Here is a 20,481-nt window from a genome sequence, read left to right as displayed (position 1 = left end):
TAAGATTCTTAGCTGAAGGCCTTGGCCACCAAGGCAATTATTAACACGGGCACAAAAATCACTAGGGCAGGCAAGAGCAGATTCAGAAGGGACTTCCCGATGGTGAAATTCTGCAGCAGCGCCGTGCCTTTGATTAGGATGACAAGCGTCCAGATACCCAGGGTCATTTGCAGCAAGCCGAAAACAAGCCACATGACGTTGTTGAACGTGGAGTCATTTACCGGCTCACTTTTAAATAAGTCGTCCCCGAAAATGACAGTTTCGGGTATCACGAGCAGCAGCGAAACGACCGACGGGACCAAGGCCCAGGCAATAACCGTTCGGAAGTTGGCCGACGAGGCACTGCCCTGCAGCCAGCGGCCCGTAGCACTCAGCAGCCAGGCGTAGATGAAGTAGCTAACCCAGCCGAAAAGCCCGCCCCCGATAACGGCCATTAGCAAAATAGTCGCCGTGGGCATCTTGTCACCCATGTCCTTCAGGCCAGCCCGGTCGATGGCCCGGGTGATACCGCCTAGAACCAAAAGCGGTAGTACGTATTTGTCGGGCTGATTGTGGAGAATGTAGGCTAGGGTGCGGGTAGGCTTGAGCCAGATTTGGGACAGAACATTTTCCTCCCGTATTTCCTGGTAATCGGACATGCAGAGTTGGCGCTATAAGGCTAAATAATGGTTCGTCTAAAGCTACCGGAATTTTACTGGTATAAGTGGGGCTATCTGCGCCCAGGCCGGCCGGCTTTTCGGATAAGAGTCAATAAAAAGGCCAGCCACACCCACGTGCGGCTGGCCTGTAGGCAGGAATATGAAATGCTATAAAAACAACTAGGTAACCACTAAAAAACGAAGGCAGGCTTACTGGGCTTTCGTAGCGCCACCGCAACCGGTTGTGCTTACGTTGCTCAACGTTAGGTGCGGAACGGGCAAGGGTACCGTGTTCTGAGGACACATAGCCTCCCGGGCGCCCTTGCTGGGTGTATAAGTGAAGTAGATGGTTTGGCCTGGCTGAACCACCTGACCATCAATCTTATACTCGGGTGTCGACTGCTGTGCCAGGTTTACGGCGGCTACCAAGTTGCTGTGGTCGGCGTAGGGCTTGCCAATGGCATACTGGCTGTCGACTTCAATCAATAGCCCATCCATGCAGGCGGCGCCTACAACTTTGCCGGAGTAGCAGGCCGGGGCGGGTTCTTCGTCGGTGCAGCCTTCCACAGTGCAGCCGGGTAGGGCCATGAGGCTGAGAAGAACAAAAGCAGGGAAAAGGTGGCGCATACGCAGGGAAGAATAAAGAATGAGGGGTGTTTACCTAAGAGGCCTGGCCAGGGCGAATAGTTGCAAGCCACAAAAAAAGGGTCGGGCAAACTGGCCCGACCCTTTTTTTGTGGTTGCTACGCGTCGTTAGTTGGTGCCGCCGCTGCTACCTCCGCCCGCGGGCGGGTTTTGCTGCGACGTTTGCTGCAGCTGCATGGGGTTGGGGGCCGCCTGCTGCTGCTGCTGATACAGCTCGAAGCGCGACGGGGCCAGCTTGCGCGGGAAGCTGTTGTTGCTCAAATCCGTGTCGGCCGTTTCCAGGTAAGGATCCAGGCTGAAGCTTACCACGGGCTTGGGCGTGATAAACACCTTGGTCACGTGCTCGTTGTTCTTGCGCCAGATTTCGGCCGGAATGTTCACCAGCTCCGTCTTGCCATCCTCGTAGGTCATCTGCACGATGATGGGCATGGTCAGGCCGCCGAGGTTGCGCAAATCGACCTCGTAGAAGTGCAGGCCCGCGTTGAGGCGGCTTTGCTGCTCAGGGCTTAGCGAGTTGACGTACTTCTGGTAGCGGGCCTTATCGGCGTCGGTGGTAGCCGTGGGGTCGTAGTTGTTGTAGAAATCCTTGAGCTCGGGCTTCTCGTCGACCAGCGTCTTTTTGATGTCCTGCAGGTTGCGTTGCTGGCTCAGGGTCTGGGGCGAGCTGTTGAGCAGTTCGCGCCGCTTGGCATTCTCGATATCGGGGTTTTTCGAATCTACGGTATACCACTTCACGCCCTCGATGCTGAGGTCGGTGTGGTCGGTGGTGTAGAACCAGCCGCGCCAGAACCAGTCGAGGTCGGTGCCCGAGGCGTCTTCCATGGTGCGGAAGAAGTCGGCTGGCTCGGGGTGCTTGTAGGCCCAGCGCTGGGCGTAGGTTTTGAAGGCGTGGTCGAACAGCTCCCGGCCCATCACCGTCTCGCGCAGAATGTTCAGGCCGGTGGCGGGCTTGGCGTAGGCGTTGGGCCCGAACTGCAGCACCGACTCCGAGTTGGTCATAATCGGGGTCTGCAGGCTCTTATCGGTGCGCATGTACTCCACAATGTTCTTGGGCTCGCCGCGGCGCGAGGGGTAGCCCCGTTCCCATTCCTGCTCGGTGAGGTACTGCACGAAGGTGTTCAGGCCCTCGTCCATCCACGACCACTGCCGCTCGTCGGAGTTGATAATCATGGGGAAGAAGTTGTGGCCCACTTCGTGGATAATCACCGAAATCATCCCGTATTTCCGGTCGGCCGAGTACGTGCCGTCCTTCTCGGGCCGGCCGCCGTTGAAGCAGATCATCGGATATTCCATGCCGCCCACCGGGCCGTGCACCGAAATGGCCACCGGGTATTCGTAGTCGATGGTATGCTTGGAGTAGGTCTTGATGGTGTGGGCCACGACTTCGGTCGAATACTTGCCCCACAGCGGGTTGCCTTCCTTGGGGTAGTAGCTCATGCAGAGCACCGGGTTGCCGGCCTGCTCAATTTCCATGGCGTCCCAAATGAATTTGCGGGACGAGGCCCAGGCAAAGTCGCGCACGTTTTTGGCGGCGTAGGTCCAGGTTTTGGTGCCCGAGGCCCGCTTTTGCTCGGCCCGCTCGGCTTCCATCTGGGTTACAATCAGCACCGGCTTTTTGGCACCCCGGGCCTGGGCCAGGCGCTTGCGCTGGGTGGCCGTCAGCACCTGGTCGGGGTTCTGGAGTACGCCGGTAGCGCCCACCACGTGGTCGGCGGGGGCGGTGATGCTTACGCGGTAGTCGCCGAAGGGCAGGGTAAATTCGCCGCTGCCCAGAAACTGCTTGTGCTGCCAGCCGCGCACGTCGTTGTACACGGCCATACGGGGGTAAAACTGGGCAATTTCGTAGAGGTAGTTCTTGTCGTCGGGGAAGAACTCGTAGCCGCTCCGCTCACTGATTTTGAGCTGGTCGTTGATGTTGTAGTGCCAGGCAATGCTAAACGTGACGGCCTGCTTGGGCCGCAGGGGCTGAGGCAGGTCCACGCGCATCATGGTGTGGTTGATGGTATGCTTCAGCGCCTTGCCGCCCTTCATGGCCACCGACTCAATCTTGAAGCCGCCGTCGAAGTCGGAGCGCATCAGGTACTCCATGGCCTGAAACGACATCTTATCCTTCACTTCGCCCACCTGCGTGGACGTGGTAATGGAATTTTTGTCGAGGATGTTCTGGTCGAGCTGCACCCAGAGGTAGGTCAGCACGTCGGGCGAGAGGTTGGTGTAGGTAATGTCCTCGGAGCCTTTAATGGACTGCTTGTTGTCGTCCAGGGTCACCCGGATGTTGTAATCAGCCCGCTGCTGCCAGTAGTCCACGCCAGGGGCGCCGGAGGCCGTGCGGTAGTTGTTGGGCGTGGGCAGCTCCTGGTCGAGCTGCTTGAATTTATCGGTGCCGGAATTGGTATTCTGAGCCAGCAGCGGCCCGGCTGTCAGCGTCGCCAGGCCCGCGGCCAGCAGTAAGTTTCTGAACATAGAAACAGCAAATAGAGAGGCGAAAAATCAAGAAAATCAGCCCCGTACACGACCGCGCACACGACTTAGAAAGCAAAGACACCGGTGCAGGTCAAACGCTGCATCGGCCGGGCATAGTTTCTTAGCTGGTCAGATTTTGCAGCAGCAGCACGGCCGCAATACCGGCTGCCGCCCCACTGACGACCAGCACCCAGTCGCGCCGGGCGGCCCGGGCCGCGCGCAGCACCACAAAGCCCAGCAGCAGAATCAGGGTCACAATCAGCAGCTGGCCCAGCTCCACACCCACGTTGAAGGCCAGCAGCTCCAGTACCGGGCGGCTGCTTTGGCCTAGCAGCTCGCGCAGGTAGCTGGAAAAGCCCAGCCCGTGCACCAGGCCAAACACGGCCGCCAGCAGGTTCGGAGCCGCCCACACCAGCGGCTGGTGGCGCGTGTCCTGGCCGGCTCGGCGCAGGTTGAGCCCGCAGGTCAGCAGAATCGTAATCGGAATCAGGATTTCAATTATCCGCGGATTGTACTGCACAAAGCCCAGCGTGGCCAGGGCCAGCGTGATGGAGTGGCCCAGGGTGAAGCTGGTTACCAGGGCCACCACCCGGCGCCACTCAGCCGCGACATAGGGCGCGCACAAGGCCAGCAGAAACACCAGATGGTCGTAGGCCTGCAGGTTGAAAATGTGGAAAAAACCCAACTGCAGGTAGGTCTGAAACACGGACATACCTCAAAGTTACGCTACGAAGTTCTGAATGTAAGCCAGCGGCCGGGCCAGCCGCGTGGAGCAGAAAGCAGCTTGTTGCTCAGAGCAGGTACGTCAACCTGTGGATAAGCCACAAAAAAAGCCCCGCCAGAAGCTGGCAGGGCTTTTTAACTAGACACTAATGCAGCTATTCTTTGACAATGCGGCGGGTGTCAAGTCCACCTTCGGTTTTAGCTCGCAACACGTACACGCCGACGGGCAGCTGGCTCAGGTCTACGGCCTGGGTGGTCGTATTAGCTGCCGGTAGCACCGTCGTCGTGAAGACCGTCTGGCCCAGGGCGTTCAGTATGGTCAGCTCTACGGCTTTGCGGTAGCCATTCAGCTCCACGCTCAGCTTGCCGTCGTGGGTAGGGTTGGGGTATACGCTCAGCGACGAGCCCGCCAGCGGCTTCACGCTCGAGTTGACCACCAGGGCCGGCGAAGGAGCCGAAGCGCAGCCCGCGGCATTGGTCGTTACCACGGTGTAGGAACCATATTGGGCGGCCGAGTTGATAACGTAGGTCTGACCGGTGGCGCCGGCAATGGCTACCCCGTTCAAGAAGAACTGGTTGCCAGTGGCCGCGCTGGACGTGAGCGTGGTGGTCGTGCCGTTGTACTGCACCGTCAGGGTTGGCGTGGCCGGACGCGCATTGATGGTTACGGTCGTGGTGGCCGTAACGGCGGCGCAGCTACCCGAAGCGGCTACGGTGTTGGTCACCGTGTAGGTGCCCGGGGTGCTGGTGGCCAGATTGATGGCTCCCGTGCTGGCGTTGATAACCAGACCCGCAGTCGAGCTGAACGTGCCGGCTGTAGCACCCGCGGCCAGGGTTGGGGTTACCGTACCCGTGGCACCGGCGCAGTAGCTGGCATTGGCGTAGGAGAAGGCCGCCGATTGCGAAGTAGTAATCGTGACCGTGGCTGTCGCCGACGAGGGGCAGGTGCCGCCTACGCTGTACGTTACGGTGTAGGTACCAGCCGTGGAGGCAGCCAAGTTGATAACGCCGGTGCTGGCATTGATGCTCAGGCCCGCAGTGGAGCTGAACGAGCCACCCGTAGTACCAGTAATGGTTGGCGCGGGGTTGGCCCCGCTCTGGCAGAACGTAGTAGCCGGGTAGCTGAACGTCGCTGTCGTAGCCGGGTTCACCGTTACGGAAGTAGCGGCCGAGGTCGTGGAGCAGCCGCCAGCGTTGGTTACTACCACCGAGTAGCTGCCGCTGGCCGTAGCCGTGTAGGTAGCCGAAGTAGCCCCGCTGATGGCCGCGCCGTTGAGCAGGAACTGATAGGTGTTGCCCGCGCCGCTAGGAGCGGTCAGCACCACCGAGCCGCCCTGGCAGAACGTCGTTGGGCCACCGGCCGTCAGCGTGGCTGTCGGCGTGGCCAAGATGGTGATGGTAGCGGTAGCCGATGTGCCGGCGCAGCTGCCCGAAGCGGCTACGGTGTTGGTTACGGTATACGTGCCCGGCGTCGAAGCCGCCAGATTGACGGCGCCGGTTGAAGCATTGAGGCTCAGGCCCGCAGTGGAGCTGAACGTGCCCGCAGAAGCGCCAGCGGCCAACGTAGGTGCTACGGTGCCGGTAGAGCCGGCGCAATAGGGACCAGCAGCGTAGGCAAAGGCCGCCGACAACGAGTTGGTAATCGTCACCTGCTGGGTGCTGCTGCTGGGGCAGGTGCCGCCTACACTATAGGTCACGGTGTAAGTGCCGGGCGTAGAGGCCGTCAGGTTGATAGTGCCGGTCGAGGCGTTAAGGCTCAGGCCCGAGGTCGAGCTGAACGTGCCCCCGCTGGTGCCGGTGATGGTCGGGGTCGGATTAGCAGCACTCTGACAGAAGGCTGAGGCCGAGTAAGCAAAGGTGGCCGAAGTGGCTGGAGTAACGGTAACGGCAACCGCGGCCGAAGTAGCTGTGCACCCAGCCGAGCTGGTTACCACCACCGAGTAGCTGCCGCTGGCGGTAGCCGTGTAGGTAGCCGAAGTAGCCCCGCTGATGGCCGCACCATTGAGCAGGAACTGATAGGTGTTGCCCGCGCCGCTAGGAGCGGTCAGCACCACCGAGCCGCCCTGGCAGAACGTCGTTGGGCCACCGGCCGTCAGCGTGGCCGTCGGCGTGGCCTGAATGGTTACCTGAGTCGTAGCCGAAGAAGCCGCGCAGCTGCCGGAAGCAGCAATGGTATTCGTGACGGTGTAGGTACCCGGGGTTGAGGCGGCCAAGTTGATAACCCCAGTCGAGGCATTGAGACTCAGGCCGGCCGTCGACGAGAACGTACCAGCGCTGGCGCCCGAGGCAAATACCGGCGCGGGGTTGCTGGTGCCCGTGGCGCAGTAGGCCGCATTGCCGTAGGAGAAGGTCGCCAGCGGAGCACTGCTGATCGTCACCGTCTGGGTGCTGGTCGAAGGGCAATTGCCGCCCACGCGGTAGGTGACGGTGTAAGTGCCGGGCGTAGAGGCCGCCAGGTTGATGGCGCCAGTCGAAGCGTTGAGGCTCAGGCCCGAGGTCGAGCTGAACGTACCGCCCGCAGTACCAGTGATGGTCGGGGTGGGATTCGCAGCGCTCTGGCAGAAAGCCGAAGCCGAGTAAGCAAACGTCGCCGTGGTAGCAGGGCTAATGGTCACCGTCGTGGTGGCCGTGACGGCAGCACAGGTGCCCGAAGCGGCTACGGTATTGGTTACCGTGTAGGTGCCCGGCGTGCTGGCTACCAGATTGATAGCGCCGGTGTTGGCATTGATGACCAGGCCCGACGTAGAGCTGAACGTACCGGAAGTCGCACCGGCGGCCAGGGTTGGTGTGGGCGTAGCTCCGTCGCCGGCGCAGTACGCCGGATTCGCGTAGCTGAAGGTGGCTGTGGGAGCCGCCGTTACGGTCACGGTAGCGGTGCTCGAGCAGTTGCTGCCGGTGCTATAGGTGACGGTGTAGGTGCCGGGCGTGGAGGCCGCCAGGTTGATAGTGCCGGTCGAGGCGTTAAGGCTCAGGCCCGAGGTCGAGGAGAACGTGCCCCCGCTGGTGCCGGCAATAGTCGGCGTGGGGTTAGTGCCGTTGGTGCAGAAGCTGTTGGCCGGGTAGGTAAAGGCGGCGTTGCAGTTCGAGGTGGTCGAGGCCTGGCCCACCACCCGGAAGTCGCGCAGCAGGGCATAGCGGCCCGCGCTGCTGCTGCCGCTGGCGTAGTAGAGGCGCACGGTCAGGGTCTGGCCGGCGGCCAGCGTTACGCCGCCCGTGGTGTTGAGGGCTAGGCGGTAGGTCTGGTTAGGACCCGTGTTCTGGTTGCGCAGAAAAATCGGGTCGGCAAAGGTGCCCGTGCCGGTACCTGGGGTGGCAGTGCGGGTCGTCAGCGGCCCAATCGGCCCGCGGCCCCCGGCTACTTCGGTCGAGTCGTTGGTCGTGAAACCGGTTTTGGAGTACACCACAGCCAGTTTCAGGTTGCTGGCCGTGTTGTTGAAGGCCGACCAGAACACGAGTGAGTCGGCGCGTAGCGTGGCATTGGCAGCGGCCGTAATAGTAAACTGGGCGTAGTACACCCGGTTGAGGTTGCTGCCCGGCAGGGGTACAAACGAGCCGTCGCCACTGGGCGAGGAGCCAAAGGCGGCCCCAAACTGCGACGAGTAGGGCTTAATAGCCGTGCCCAGCGTCACGTCGGAAAGGTAGAAGTTGCGCAGCGTCATGGTGCTGGGCAGCACCCCCGGAGCCCGCACGGCGGCACTGTCCTGGTTGTTGGCCTTCAGCGGCAGCCACTGCAGGTTGCCGTTGGTAGTGGTTTGGGCAAAGCTGGCTTGCAGGGAGGTCACCAGCAAGAACAACACCCAGGCCAGCTTGAGCAGCCCCAGCGGCTGCCGCGCAGAAAGGGTGGAGCCGCCTGTGCCAGACAGACGGCGGGAAAGTAAGGTTGCAGTCATGAGAACCGGAAGTAGGAGTGGGGAATGGGAGAGTAGTTAGTGGGGAATTGTATAAAAAAAATCCTCTTTCAGGAATCGGGGCCGTAAGCCCGCCGGGTCTGCCAGCGTATGCCAGTACGATAACGCTGCGGAAAGGGTACACGGAAGGCAAAGAATTCCGGTCAATCGGCAAAAAGCTGCCTGAGATGCTGCGTTGGGCTATAGTGGGTGCGAAAATGGGCAGTTGCCTCTCCGGCTGTGTTCCTAAGTTCTACGGTTGGGAAGGAGGAGCTTGGAAGGAGGGTACGGATAGGAGACAAAACATATAATATAGTGTTTCCTGCTTATTAAAGTCAATTTAGTAATGTGCGCTAACTCCGCCGGACAGAACTGGTTAGGGGTTACTGTAAGCCTGAAGCCGACTTACGTAAAACAGGTTTTATTAAAGTAGAAAGCTGCCTGCCAAGCCGGCACCGCAGGATACGCCGCCACGAAAAACCCCATCGGGCAGTGCCCGACGGGGTTTTGTAAAGGTAGAGCCAGGAGCAGGGCGCCTGCGCCCAGGTACAGGTTAGAAACCGACCCGAACAATGGCAAACCGCGGAGACGTGGCCTGGTAAGGATACAAGACATAGGCCGCGTCGGCGCGGCGGGTGATGGTGGTAGGACTAACGGCACCCGTGGCAAACCGGCCCGCTTCGGTCGCCGATGCCCAATCCGTCGTGGTCGTCAGCCGGAACACCGTGCTCTGACTACCCGATACCAGTAGCAGCGTTTTCGGGTCGGTCAGCACCAGCCCATCGGCCCCCGTCAAACTTAGGTTTTGGTTGGTAGCTACCTTGGTGAAGTTGCTGGGGTTGCTGAGCGGTACTTTGAACAGGCTGCCGTCGTTGGCCTTGGCTACGAGCAGGTAGCCGTCGGGGTGATAAACAATGCCGTTCAGGCCAAAACCGCTGCCCCCGCTGAGCATATTGTTTTCCAGAAACACCGAAGCGGCTCCCTGCGGATCGACCTTGTAAATCAGCGGCGAAAGGCTGTCGGTAATGTAGGCGTTGCCCTGGGCATCGACGGCAATGTCGTTGGCAAAATGGTTTTGTCCGGGCCGCAGGGCACCCAGGTTCACGAAGCTGGTCAATGATCCGTTGGTGGCGTTGAAAATAGCCAGGGCCGCCAGCTGCCGCAGGGTGCCGGAGGTCGAGCGGCTGGTGTTGGCCCCGTTGTCAGACACGGCCGCGAGCAGGCGCTGCCGGGTAGCATCCAGGTTCAGGCCGATGGTCGAAACCAGCCGCGGGTCGTCGGCAAACACGGTGTAGGTGCTGTCGTCCTTCACGCTGCCGATCTGCCCCCGGGTGCGGGAACTGACCAGAAAACGCTTGTTGGCTTCGTCGTACTGAATGCCTTCGGGGTGCAGGGCGGCCTGGGGCACGGTTATCTTGGCCGGGCTGGCCGGGGTGGCTTCGGTTTCATCGTCATCGGAGCAGCTGGGGAGCAGGCCTACCAGTGCCACGCTCAGGGCGGCCAGCCGCACAAACCGGGAGAAATAAAACCGCTCAGCCGACGGTAGAAGTGAAGAGTAGCGCATACGAGGCAGATAAAAGGTTAACGGTTCAGTTACCTGCTCTTACGTGCCTTATATAGAAGAGATGGAATGAAATTGCGGGGTGCCCATCGGGCCCGGCTGAAAGCTGCCTCGCTAGGTTGCCGACGTAGCCTTGGCTTCTCGGGCCGGGCTCCTGAAGTCGCCCGGGGTCTAGCGACTCTTGCTTACTGACATGTTGCATTGCAGTGCGGCCGACGAAAGCATTTTCTGGCTTCGGCTACGCAACGGTCGGTGCTAGTGCTTCAGCAGTTGCGTGTTTACCGTGCCCTGCGCGGTTTGCAAGCGCACGGTATACACGCCAGCGGGCAGACGGGAAACATCGAGCGGCCGCCGGCCAGTGGGCCGCTCCGTCAGGGTGAGCGTTTGCAGCACCTGGCCCACGCTGTTCAGGACCGTCACCTGCACGGGTGTAGAGTCGGGCAAACCCGTTACTTCCAGGGTCACGTAATCGGTAGCCGAGGCCGGATTTGGGAACAATGCCGCCGAAAACGATGCCTGCTGCGTAGGGCGGACTCCTAAAGCTGGGCTGCCAATTTCCAGCACCCAGAAATCGTTGCCGCCACGGCTGCTGACGGTTTTATCGCGGCCAATTCCGGAGGGGGTACTGCACGCCAGCCGTACGCTGCCGTTAGGGGCCGGCACGATGCTGGCCGGCGAATCGTGGTCCAGGCCACTGTAGACCCGGCTCCAGCTCAAATCGCCCCCCATCCCGATGGCAGCCATCCAAATGTCGGTATCCGCCGTGCCGTAGGTGGGCCCCGCCGCCGTAATGCCCGCCAGCAAATATCCCCCGAGCGGGTTGAGCGCCAGAGTAGACAAGTAATCGTCCTCGGTCCAGGCGGTGCCGGTATTGTACACGTTGTCCCACTGCTTGGTGCCCTGGGCGTCGAGCTTGAGCAGCCAGGAGGTTTTGGCCGGTGCGGCCACGGATTTATCGCCACTGACGGGGGAAGAAGAATACCCGCCCACCAGCACCCCGCCATCGGGCGTGGCTAGCATCGTTCTCAGATCATCGTTGCCGGAGCCACCGTAGAGCCGGTCCCACACTTTGGCGCCCTGGTCACTTACTTTGGCCACCCAGAAATCGTTGCCGCCGTGGGTCACGCCCGAAACATCCCCGCCGGGCACGAATGGTAGCGCCCCGATCAAAAAGCCGCCGGAAGTGCTTACGGCATCATACACGTAGTCGTAGCCGAGGCCGCCGAGGCGCTTGTCCCACTGTTTGGTGCCGGCGGCATCTATCTTCACCAGCCACGCGTCGCTGTCACCTAGCAGCGGTTCCGTCCGGTCGCCGTTAGGCGCCGGGTCGTCCGGCGAACTAGTCCAGCCAACCAGCAGAAAGCCGCCGTCGGGGGCGGCAACGGCGGTGGTCAACATATCACCCCCGCTGGTGCCGTAGCTTTTATCCCAGAGCTTCGTGCCCCGGGAGTCAATTTTCACCACCCAGTAATCATTGGCTCCGCGCGAGGGGGCAGTATGGTCGTAGCTGGCGCCGGAAGTAGACGAGCCGCAGAGCAGGTAGCCGCCATCGGCAGTAGGGAGCATGGTTAGCAGGCGGTCATCACCGGTGCCGCCAAAGCGTTTGTCCCACTGCTTATTGCCTTGGGCATCGGTCTGCACCAGCCAGAAGTCGGCCTCTATGCCCGAGGAGAAGCGCGGCTGGCTTACGTCGCCACCAGCCGGGGAGAAGGTAGAGCCGGCCAGCAGCAGCCCGCCGTTGGACGTTGGTAAGGCCGCGGTACTGAAGTCGGAACCGGAGCCGCCGAAGGCATAATCCCGGAGCTTGGTTTGGGCCAGGCCGGCCGGTAGATACAGGCCTTGCAGCAGCAAGGCTGCGCAATAGAAAGGTAGGGTAAGGCGCATAAAACGTCAGGAATAAGTAGATGAAGGAAGCCAACGGGCCGTACGGTACATGATCAGCCGAAAGAGGTAATGGTTGCGTCGGTTCGTAAAATTGCTGGCGGCTTTCGAGCAGGCAAATAGCAGAAGGCCAGACAGAAAGCAAAAAAGCCCCGCCTGTATCGTCCGGTGGGGCTTTTTGACTACTGCGCGGTTCTGGCACTTACTCCTGGCCTAGTGTCTTATCCTCCTGCTCTTCCTTCTTATCGACCTGCTCGGTTTTAGGATCGGTATCGATGAACCGTTCCCGCTTCTGATGAATCGGGGCGGCGCCGGTGAGGCCCACACCGGCCGCAGCCAGCAGCAGCATGGCTATCAGGCCCAGCAGGCGAAGGGTGCGCTTGAGACGTTGCATACGGCTAACAGGAATAAAAAAGCCCCGTCGGCACTAGGTCAGCGGGGCTTTTTGGGGTTAACTAGTCTAGATAAGCGGCACCTACACGCCGGGAATTTCCACGTCCACGTTGACGAAGCGGATGTGGTCGTCTTCCAGCACGGCTTCCACTACGGCGTCCTTCGATACGCGGCCCGAGAGAATGTCTTTCGACAGCTCGTTGAGCACCAGACGCTGCAAGACGCGCTTCAGGGGGCGGGCCCCAAACTGCGGGTCGAAGCCCTGCTCGCCGAGGTAGTCGAGCACCTCGTCGGTGGCTTCGAGGCGGATGCCGGCTTCTTCCAGGCGCTGCTGAATCTGCTTGAACTGGATGTCGACAATCTTGCGAATCTCCCGGCGCTTGAGGGGCTGGAACATCACGATTTCGTCGATGCGGTTCAGGAACTCGGGGCGCATGTGGCCTTTCAGGCGTTCAATGACTTCCTCGCGGGTGCGGTCGACCACCTCGTCGTGGTTGTATTCATTGAGCTCCTTGAAGTTCTTCTGAATGATGTCGGCCCCCGTGTTCGAGGTCATGATGATGATGGTGTTCTTGAAGTTCGCCACCCGACCCTTGTTGTCGGTGAGGCGGCCGTCGTCGAGCACCTGCAGCAGGATGTTGAACACGTCGGGGTGGGCCTTCTCGATTTCGTCGAGCAGAATCACCGAGTAGGGCTTGCGGCGCACGGCCTCGGTCAGCTGCCCGCCCTCGTCGTAGCCCACGTAGCCGGGAGGCGCCCCGATGAGGCGGGACACGGCGTGGCGCTCCTGGTACTCGCTCATGTCGATGCGGACCATGCTGTTCTCGTCGTTGAACAGGTACTCGGCCAGGGCCTTGGCCAGCTCGGTTTTACCCACGCCGGTGGTGCCCAGGAAGATAAACGAGCCGATGGGGCGCTTGGGGTCCTGCAAGCCGGCGCGGGAGCGGCGCACGGCATCCGAAATGGCGGCAATGGCCTCGGTCTGGCCCGCTACGCGCTTGCCCAGCTCGGCTTCCAGGTTCAGGAGCTTCTCGCGGTCCGACTGCAGCATTTTGCTGACGGGGATGCCGGTCCACTTGGCTACTACTTCGGCAATGTCTTCCGAGGTTACCACTTCCTGCAGCATGTGGCCGCCGTCCTTGTTGGCGTTGGCTTCGTCCTGCAGGGTTTTGAGCTTGGCTTCGGCCTCCTGAATTTTGCCGTAGCGCAGCTCGGCTACGCGGCCGTAGTCGCCCTGGCGCTCGGCCTGCTCGGCTTCTACCTTGAACCGCTCAATGGCTTCCTTCTGCTCCTGAATGTTGGTCAGTACCGACTTCTCGTTTTCCCACTGAGCCTTGAGTGTGTCGCGCTTGGCGGTTAGCTCGGCCAGGTCCTTGTTGAGCACGTTTTCCCGGTCGTGGTTTTCTTCCCGCCGGATGGCCTCGCGCTCAATTTCGAGCTGCATGATGCGGCGCTGCACTTCGTCGAGCTCCACGGGCATGGAGTTGAGCTCGATGCGCAGTTTTGCTGCCGCTTCGTCCATGAGGTCGATGGCCTTGTCAGGTAGGAACCGGTCGGTGATGTAGCGGCTGCTGAGCTCGACGGCGGCAATAACGGCGTCGTCCGTAATCCGGACGCCGTGGTGCAGCTCGTACTTCTCCTTGATGCCGCGCATGATGCTGATGGCGTCCTCGATAGTCGGCTCATCGACCATCACGGCCTGGAAACGGCGCTCCAGGGCCTTGTCCTTCTCGATGTACTTCTGGTACTCCTTGAGGGTGGTAGCGCCGATGGAGTGCAGCTCGCCGCGGGCCAGGGCGGGCTTGAGCAGGTTGGCGGCGTCCATGGCGCCTTCGCCGCCGCCGCCGGCCCCAATCAGGGTGTGCATCTCGTCGATGAACAGGATGATCTGGCCTTCGGAGTCGGTTACTTCCTTGATGACGGACTTGAGGCGCTCCTCAAACTCGCCCTTGTACTTGGCCCCGGCAATGAGCAGGCCCATGTCGAGGGACATGATGATTTTGTCTTTGAGGTTTTCGGGCACGTCGCCGGCCACGATGCGCTGGGCCAGGCCCTCGACAATGGCGGTTTTACCGACGCCGGGCTCACCCAGCAGCACGGGGTTGTTCTTGGTGCGGCGCGACAGAATCTGCAGGACGCGGCGGATTTCCTCGTCGCGGCCGATGACGGGGTCCATCTTGCCGGTGCGCACCTGCTCGTTGAGGTTGCGGGCGTAGCGGTTGAGGCTCTGGTACTGGTCTTCGGCGGTCTGGGAGGTGACTTTGCGGCCCCCGCGCAGCTCCTTGATGGCGGCTTTGAGGTCTTTCTCGTTGAAGCCGGTGTCTTTGAGCAGGGTAGCGGTGGCGTCTTTACCGCCGAGCAAGCCCAGCAGCAGGTGCTCGACGGATACGTATTCGTCGTCGAACTCCTTCAGGAAGCCGGTGGCGCGCTGCAGAGCGGCGGCGGCTTCGTTGGAGAGGTAGGGCGCGCCCCCGCTTACTTTGGGGTAGGCGGCCACAATGGCGTCGAGGCGGGGCGTGAGGATGTTGAGGTTGACGCCCAGCTTTTTGGCCAGAAACGACAAGACGTTCTCGTCGCTCTGGAAGAGGCCCTTGAGCAGGTGGCCGGTATCAATGGCCTGCTGCTGGTTGCCCCCGGCAATTTCAGTGGCCTTCTGCACGGCCTCCTGTGCCTTGATGGTATAGTTATTAAAGTTCATGGCTTGCTAGAGTCTTGGTAGGTGCTTCGGGTTAGGAAGGTCTACGAGGGGACTAGCAAACGGGGTGCAGAAGTGGTTTTACTGACTTTTTGGCGGGGTTTGTAAAAACAGAGCCGTCTTGGAGTGACACAATGGCTCTATGCAGGCTTGTGTTTTATGCATTTAATCTTGCTGACAGGATAAGTTGTTGATTCTTTTGCGCTTGCGGTATAGAAAAAGATGTAATTTTTCGTCATCCCAACGTAATAAGTGTTTCTATTAGATTGGATGTCAAAACCATCAAAGCTTACATAAGTATTTTGGAAGTAGTAATTTTTCTTGACTTTTCTTATCTCGTTTACTGTTGCTATTAGTATCACAAAAAAGAAGTTAAATATTAGAAAAGAATTTATTAAAAATATGGCGCTTAATTGTTTGAAGTTATGAGATGTTTCGAGACTCATTATCGGTAATACATATATAAGCAATATGGATAATGGTATATAAGTTAGACTTTCGAATATAGTAACCTTTTTTCTTGTAAAGCTGAATGCTATAGCAATGGATGCTAATATGGATAGTGTAATAAAATGTGTTGATAGCATTTCGATATACATTGATTTTCTCTCGCTTGCTGAGCAATTAACGCTTGCGCTGCTTTGTATGAACGGTAATATTTTGTACATATAGGCGGAGGCTATTGCTAATATTATAGGTGCTGCTGCTAGTATGTTGTCTGCAAACAATGTTATTATCTCGGAAGGGTCTATATATCTCAGAATGGCAATGTTGAATGATTTATAGTAAATGATAAATTTAGCTACTCCTAAAGCTAAGAGAGTTACTGTTAAAAAACTTAATGATTCAGTGGTGAAAAGTTGCTCCATCTATTTAGTCGAACTTACATATGAAAAGTTTACCCAGCACAAAGGATCAATGAGGTGATATGCATTGATCATATTATTTCTGATTAATGCGCCTATTGCAGAGTCTATCCCTCCGCGGGTCACTCTAACTCCTGGAACGTAATGCATAAGTTTGTCAATACCAGACCTTGATATGACATATGCATATGCTCCGTTTCTTATCTGATATGGAATGAAGAATATGCTATTGACTATGTATCTATAATTTCTCATTTGTTTATTCCCTGAATTGAGGTAAAGTATGTCGAAATCATTAGGGATAATTTTTATTGCCTTGTCAAGTTTTTCATAAAAATTATCAACTAACACAATGTCATCTTCAAATATAATTGAGCAATTGTTGTGTTGGTTTAGCGCAATAGCCCATGTTTTGTAGTGGCTTAGCCAGTATCCTATACTTCCTTTGTTAAGATAGTTGTAAGATCTTCTGCTTATGGGAATATCTTTGTAATAAGGTGTTTTGCCTTCTATGGCTTTGATAAAAGAAAATTTTTTTCTTTCTGCTATAAGATGTTTTAGAAATGATTCTCTTCTATTTATGTGGTCTTGTAAAGATATAATATATGTATTGGATATTATGTAATTGCCGGTTTGTTTTTTGATATTTGTGGGTTTTCGAATTCTTAGTATCAATTTTAAATATTCTATTCTGTTTTTAATAGTGTAATGTGCAAATGCATTGTATAAATACTTTTGTAATAAGTAGATCATGTATTAGATTGAAAAACAAAGAAAAAAAGCAGCGAAGCGCAAGAGGTCCTTCGTTCCGCTTCGCTACACTCAGGATGACAGGGTGGGGAGGGTTACTGTAGTTTCGTTGGGGGCTCTTCGTTGTCACCGCCTTGCTGTTTGCCGGGGCGGTCTATTACTTGGCGGGCGGCGGTGAGGCGGTGGTAGAACTCGGGGTGGGAGCGGGCGTACTTGCGCAGGCTGCGGTCGAGGCGGTCTTCGAGCAGGGTGGCGAGCTGGCTGAACTGCTCCTTGATGGCGAGGCGGGCGGCTTTGCCTTCGGTGATGTGCTGGCGGGGGTCGTTTTTGGTGGTGGTGAAGGCGGCCAGGGCGTCTTTGAGCTCCTGGAGGCGGGCGGGGGTGAGGCCGTAGTCGAGCAGGGCAGTTTGGTGGGTTTCGGCTTCGGTGTAGAGGTGCTGGACGAGGTCGGTGAGGGCGGTGGCGCGCATCTTCAGCAGGGTGGAGTAGTTGTAGTCGGCGCTGGTTTGCAGGGCGCGGTTGTGCTGGTCGGTGGCGTAGGAGTACAGGTCGCCGGCTACTTCGGCGGCGCTGGTGGCGAGCTGCTGGCGGCGCTGGCCCTTGGTTTTGGCGGCGCCCTTGCTGGCGGTACGGACGCCCTTTTGGCGCAGGGGCTGGAGGGCAGCGAGGAGGGTGTGCAGCTCCTGAGTAATTTGCTGGAGGGCTTTGTCGGCGGCGTAGGAGGCGGGATCTTGCTGGAGGGTTGCGGCTACGTTTTCGGCCGCGGTGAGGCGGTTGTCTTGTTTGGTGGTAAGCATACTGAGCGGGGGTAGAAGGATAAAAAAGAGGGATACCGAGCGTCGGAATAGGTAGCGGTAGAACAGGGCATAACAGGTAGTTAAGAATAGGGGAATTTCGAGGAATTAGCACAACCGTAGAAGCGAAAAAGTGTGACCGTGCCGCGAAACGCTGCGCCTGGGCCGCGCACGACTGAAACCGCGCCGCGGAACGCGGAAACCAGGCCGCGGAGCCGGAAAATCATACCGCGGACGACCGGAGCCAGGCCCGGGGCGAGTGGAGCTACACCGCGAAGCACGGGGGGCGCGCCCCGGACGCTTGAAGTCAGGCCGCGAATCGTTTGGACTGGCGGTCGGCGTTTTGAAAACTACACCGCGGCGTTTTGGAGACCGTAGGTCGGGGTTTGCCGCCTGCCCGCGGGAAGCTGGCACTACGGAAAACGGCGTAGTATTGCGCCCACTACTTCTCCGCGCTCTACCATGACTACCCCGCAGCTACTAGAGGCGCTTACCGCCGCTCACGAGGATTTTGCCGAAACCGTAGAGGCCCTTGCAGCCGATGACTTTTTGCGCAAGCCCCCGGGGAAATGGAATGCCGGCCAGCACCTGGACCATATCATCCGGAGCGTGAGTCGGGTGGCCGGGGCGCTGGCGCTGCCGGGCATGGCCCAGGGCGAGCTATTTGGCAAGACCAACGAGCCGGCCGGGACCTACGAGGAGCTCGTGGCGCGCTACGAGCAGGTGCTGGCGGGAGGATTTAAGGCCACGGAGGCGTTTTTGCCGGAGGAAGCAGGGGCCGCCCAGCAGCGGGAGCTGCCCCAGCAGCTGCGGGCGGAAGTAGCGCGGCTGACGACGCGGGCGGCGGGCTATTCGGAAGAGCAGCTGGATACCTTGTTGATGCCCCACCCGGCGCTGGGCAAGCTGACCTTGCGGCAGATGCTCTACTTCACGCTGGGCCACGTGCAGCACCACCGGCGCCTGGTACTGGTGGGGCTGGGACGGGGCCGCTTGGGAGGCTGGCTTAGTCCGTGAGTTCGTGGCTGGAACGATGTAGAGACGCATACTTGCGTCTCGGCGTTGAACGATAACGCCTGCATATTCAGGGCAAACAACATCAGCAACGATTGAGACGCAAATAGGCGTCTCTACAGGCTGTAGATGTTAGGTCGGGCCCCAGAGGCCGGCCAGGGCTAGTGGGCCGCTTGCGTATCCTTGCCGAGCACCTTCTTGACCAGCAGCACCAGCTTTTCGACCACGAAGCCAATGAGTAGGCCGGCTACGGCGCAGATGAGCACCTTGGCCAGCCAGCCCAGGGCGGGGATATTGGCCAGGGCCAGTTCCAGCTCGTGCAGCAGGTGGGCGGTGTAGGGAATGCCGTGGAGGATGATTTCGGCGCCGACCCAGAGCATGGCGGCCGTGCCCACGTAGCTGAGGATGCTCAGGAAGTGGGGCATGAACTTGACCATGCCGCGGCCGAATTTTCGGGTAGTAGAGCCGTATTTCTCCTGGGCCAGGTGCACGCCAATGTCGTCGGCTTTCACAATCAGGCCCACGAAGCCGTACACGGCCACGGTGATAAATACGGCCACGGCCAGCATGACGGCCACCTGGTTGATGATGGGCTGGCCGGTGACCTGGCTGTAGGCAATGGCCATGATTTCGGCCGACAGGATGATGTCGGTGCGCACGGCACTGGCCACGCGTTCTTCTTCCAGCTCCTCGGGCGTAATGGTTTTGACCTGCTCACTTTCCACGTCCACGTCGTGGTGGGGGCTAAACATGGAGTGGACCTTTTCGTAGCCCTCGAAGCACAGATAGGCCCCGCCCAGCATGAGGATGGGCGTGATGGCCCAGGGCGCAAAATACCCCAGTATCAGGGCTGCCGGGCTCAGAATCAGGATTTTGTTGATCAGGGACTTTTTGGCTATCCGGTAGATGATGGAAAGCTCCCGGGAGGGGTCGAGGCCGACGACGTACTTGGGCGTAACGGCCGTGTCGTCGATAACAATGCCCGAAACCTTGCCGGTGGTTTTGGCAACCTGGGCCGGCACGTCGTCTAAGCTGGCCGCGCTTACTTTCACCAAAGCGGAAATGTCATCTAACAGGGCAAAAAAACCTGAAGCCATAGTGTCTCTGTTCGTTACTCGATGTTGATTGTTGAAGGCTTACGCGTTTTGGCTCGGCCCAACTTGGCGGCAAGTTATGGCGGTTTCGCGAACGGGGCATTCGGGGCTTATACGGGCCGGGTGCGGCAACTGCCGTAGAATAAAGCCAGCGGCGCCTACTGTATCCGACAGGCACAGCCAGCCAGGATGACGAAACCGAGCACCGCCTTGTTTACGGCCGAGGAAAAGGCGCTGCTGGCCTTCGCCGAAGAAGTGGCGCTCATCAGCTGGGGCGGGGTGTCGAATGCCGTGTACCAGCAGGCTACCGCATTGCCATCAGCACCGAGCTGCCGGTCGAAGCCCGCGCTCCGCTTACTTATCGGTGGGCAGGGGCGAGGGTGAAAACACCATGGAGCGGGCCGTCGTCAGCAGCAGGGTGCGAATGGCGGCCGGGCTCTGGCCTTTGTACTGAGCCGAGCCCAGGCCGATGATAAATTCCCCGTGCAGGAAATTGAGAAAGATCTGCTGGGTGACTTCCTCGTTCATGCCCGCGGGCATGGGGTAGGTCCACAGCTCGGCGGTTTGCGTCTTGGAAAGCCGCACCGTTTCTACCTTGGGCACAACGGGGTGGCCAATGGCCTCGTTCAGGTACTCGGCTTCGTGGGCAATGTAGCCCTGCAGGGTTTGCTGGGGCGTGGCGGCTTGGAAATGCTCGGCCGGTACTACAATGGCTTGCAGCATCAGGTCATTCACCAGGTACAGCAGCGGCCGGTCGGTGGCTACGGCAGTGGCTTGGCCGAAGTTGAGACGAAAGTTCAGGCCCGTGCCCTTGTAGTCGTTCACGACCACCGAAGCCCCCGCCGCCGTTTGGATAATGCCTTCCGTGGTGGTGTAAACCGTGCTTTCCTGCTGGGCCTGGGCACACCCGGCGTAAGTGAGCAGGCAGAGAACAAGGGCCAAGATGCGCATGCACGAAGAGGTTGAAGCCGAACCAATACCCGGGGCAACCAGCATAGCCGGCCCACCACGTAAAGGTAGTGCATTGGCGGCGGGCCAGTACTGCCGCGGAGATTGGTCAGGGCCGGGGCTGGCGGCGAA

15 protein-coding genes are annotated in these 20,481 nt (G+C 59.0%); 2 read left to right on the top strand and 13 right to left on the bottom strand.

From position 1 onward, the window contains the following. Positions 1 to 8: 8 nt before the first annotated feature. The 11 genes from E5K02_RS23950 to E5K02_RS23900 all read right to left on the bottom strand — a co-directional run bounded on the left by E5K02_RS23950 (position 9) and on the right by E5K02_RS23900 (position 17,299). Complete coding sequence (locus E5K02_RS23950; protein WP_135398834.1) at positions 9 to 638, bottom strand: Yip1 family protein; 630 nt, start codon at positions 636 to 638, stop codon at positions 9 to 11. Positions 639 to 848: 210 nt separating this feature from the next. After that, positions 849 to 1,265 carry a hypothetical protein gene (locus tag E5K02_RS23945; RefSeq protein ID WP_135398832.1) on the bottom strand — a complete coding sequence of 139 codons (417 nt, stop codon included), beginning with the start codon at positions 1,263 to 1,265 and terminating at the stop codon, positions 849 to 851. 126 nt (positions 1,266 to 1,391) lie between these two features. After that, on the bottom strand, positions 1,392 to 3,746 hold the full coding sequence (locus tag E5K02_RS23940; RefSeq protein ID WP_135398831.1) for a M1 family metallopeptidase: 2,355 nt from the start codon (positions 3,744 to 3,746) through the stop codon (positions 1,392 to 1,394). Positions 3,747 to 3,867: 121 nt separating this feature from the next. Next, entirely contained in the window at positions 3,868 to 4,458 is a 591-nt protein-coding gene (locus tag E5K02_RS23935; protein WP_135398830.1) for a HupE/UreJ family protein, read from the bottom strand. 166 nt (positions 4,459 to 4,624) lie between these two features. Continuing rightward, the gene (locus tag E5K02_RS23930; protein ID WP_135398829.1) at positions 4,625 to 8,359 is read right to left on the bottom strand and encodes a T9SS type A sorting domain-containing protein; all 3,735 of its coding nucleotides are present in this window, start codon (positions 8,357 to 8,359) and stop codon (positions 4,625 to 4,627) included. A 550-nt stretch (positions 8,360 to 8,909) separates the two neighbouring features. After that, the gene (locus E5K02_RS23925; protein WP_135398828.1) at positions 8,910 to 9,920 is read right to left on the bottom strand and encodes an SMP-30/gluconolactonase/LRE family protein; all 1,011 of its coding nucleotides are present in this window, start codon (positions 9,918 to 9,920) and stop codon (positions 8,910 to 8,912) included. Positions 9,921 to 10,172: 252 nt separating this feature from the next. Beyond that, positions 10,173 to 11,801 carry a T9SS type A sorting domain-containing protein gene (locus E5K02_RS23920; protein ID WP_135398827.1) on the bottom strand — a complete coding sequence of 543 codons (1,629 nt, stop codon included), beginning with the start codon at positions 11,799 to 11,801 and terminating at the stop codon, positions 10,173 to 10,175. Positions 11,802 to 12,000: 199 nt separating this feature from the next. Beyond that, positions 12,001 to 12,192 carry a hypothetical protein gene (locus E5K02_RS23915; protein ID WP_135398826.1) on the bottom strand — a complete coding sequence of 64 codons (192 nt, stop codon included), beginning with the start codon at positions 12,190 to 12,192 and terminating at the stop codon, positions 12,001 to 12,003. 81 nt (positions 12,193 to 12,273) lie between these two features. Beyond that, a complete protein-coding gene (clpB, locus tag E5K02_RS23910; protein WP_135398825.1) occupies positions 12,274 to 14,889 on the bottom strand; it encodes an ATP-dependent chaperone ClpB in 2,616 nt (871 codons plus the stop codon). A gap of 866 nt (positions 14,890 to 15,755) precedes the next feature. Then, positions 15,756 to 16,505 (bottom strand): glycosyltransferase family 25 protein, encoded by a 750-nt coding sequence (locus E5K02_RS23905; RefSeq protein ID WP_135398824.1) that lies wholly within the window; start codon positions 16,503 to 16,505, stop codon positions 15,756 to 15,758. Between the two features lie 92 nt (positions 16,506 to 16,597). Next, on the bottom strand, positions 16,598 to 17,299 hold the full coding sequence (locus E5K02_RS23900; RefSeq protein ID WP_135398822.1) for a hypothetical protein: 702 nt from the start codon (positions 17,297 to 17,299) through the stop codon (positions 16,598 to 16,600). A 459-nt stretch (positions 17,300 to 17,758) separates the two neighbouring features. Between E5K02_RS23900 and E5K02_RS23895 the strand changes: the two genes are divergently transcribed. Continuing rightward, entirely contained in the window at positions 17,759 to 18,310 is a 552-nt protein-coding gene (locus E5K02_RS23895) for a DinB family protein (protein WP_135398820.1), read from the top strand. A gap of 158 nt (positions 18,311 to 18,468) precedes the next feature. Here E5K02_RS23895 and E5K02_RS23890 read toward each other — a convergent pair whose 3' ends face one another. Continuing rightward, entirely contained in the window at positions 18,469 to 19,404 is a 936-nt protein-coding gene (locus E5K02_RS23890) for a DUF808 domain-containing protein (RefSeq protein ID WP_135398818.1), read from the bottom strand. A gap of 186 nt (positions 19,405 to 19,590) precedes the next feature. On the opposite strand from E5K02_RS23890, the gene E5K02_RS23885 reads away from it, so the two are divergent. Beyond that, positions 19,591 to 19,785, top strand: coding sequence for a carboxymuconolactone decarboxylase family protein (locus E5K02_RS23885; protein WP_135398816.1), 195 nt, complete (start codon positions 19,591 to 19,593; stop codon positions 19,783 to 19,785). On the opposite strand, the gene E5K02_RS23880 is transcribed toward E5K02_RS23885, so the two are convergent. After that, positions 19,756 to 20,352 carry a hypothetical protein gene (locus E5K02_RS23880; protein WP_135398814.1) on the bottom strand — a complete coding sequence of 199 codons (597 nt, stop codon included), beginning with the start codon at positions 20,350 to 20,352 and terminating at the stop codon, positions 19,756 to 19,758. The two genes, E5K02_RS23885 and E5K02_RS23880, sit on opposite strands and share 30 nt — an antisense overlap. Positions 20,353 to 20,481 lie beyond the last annotated feature (129 nt).

Origin of the sequence: Hymenobacter metallicola (assembly GCF_004745645.1) — a bacterium.
GTDB classification, from domain to species: Bacteria; Bacteroidota; Bacteroidia; order Cytophagales; family Hymenobacteraceae; genus Hymenobacter; species Hymenobacter metallicola.
This window is presented reverse-complemented; position numbering and strand designations above follow the sequence as displayed.

Bases quoted from the DNA above. Each gene is read 5' to 3' on its own strand.
- E5K02_RS23940 (WP_135398831.1), bottom strand. From the start codon at position 3,746: ATGTTCAGAAACTTACTGCTGGCCGCGGGCCTGGCGACGCTGACAGCC.
- E5K02_RS23935 (WP_135398830.1), bottom strand. From the start codon at position 4,458: ATGTCCGTGTTTCAGACCTACCTGCAGTTGGGTTTTTTCCACATTTTC.
- E5K02_RS23905 (WP_135398824.1), bottom strand. From the start codon at position 16,505: ATGATCTACTTATTACAAAAGTATTTATACAATGCATTTGCACATTAC.
- E5K02_RS23890 (WP_135398818.1), bottom strand. From the start codon at position 19,404: ATGGCTTCAGGTTTTTTTGCCCTGTTAGATGACATTTCCGCTTTGGTG.
- E5K02_RS23880 (WP_135398814.1), bottom strand. From the start codon at position 20,352: ATGCGCATCTTGGCCCTTGTTCTCTGCCTGCTCACTTACGCCGGGTGT.
- E5K02_RS23950 (WP_135398834.1), bottom strand. From the start codon at position 638: ATGTCCGATTACCAGGAAATACGGGAGGAAAATGTTCTGTCCCAAATC.
- E5K02_RS23930 (WP_135398829.1), bottom strand. From the start codon at position 8,359: ATGACTGCAACCTTACTTTCCCGCCGTCTGTCTGGCACAGGCGGCTCC.
- E5K02_RS23915 (WP_135398826.1), bottom strand. From the start codon at position 12,192: ATGCAACGTCTCAAGCGCACCCTTCGCCTGCTGGGCCTGATAGCCATG.
- E5K02_RS23900 (WP_135398822.1), bottom strand. From the start codon at position 17,299: ATGCTTACCACCAAACAAGACAACCGCCTCACCGCGGCCGAAAACGTA.
- E5K02_RS23925 (WP_135398828.1), bottom strand. From the start codon at position 9,920: ATGCGCTACTCTTCACTTCTACCGTCGGCTGAGCGGTTTTATTTCTCC.
- E5K02_RS23885 (WP_135398816.1), top strand. From the start codon at position 19,591: ATGACGAAACCGAGCACCGCCTTGTTTACGGCCGAGGAAAAGGCGCTG.
- clpB (WP_135398825.1), bottom strand. From the start codon at position 14,889: ATGAACTTTAATAACTATACCATCAAGGCACAGGAGGCCGTGCAGAAG.
- E5K02_RS23945 (WP_135398832.1), bottom strand. From the start codon at position 1,265: ATGCGCCACCTTTTCCCTGCTTTTGTTCTTCTCAGCCTCATGGCCCTA.
- E5K02_RS23920 (WP_135398827.1), bottom strand. From the start codon at position 11,801: ATGCGCCTTACCCTACCTTTCTATTGCGCAGCCTTGCTGCTGCAAGGC.
- E5K02_RS23895 (WP_135398820.1), top strand. From the start codon at position 17,759: ATGACTACCCCGCAGCTACTAGAGGCGCTTACCGCCGCTCACGAGGAT.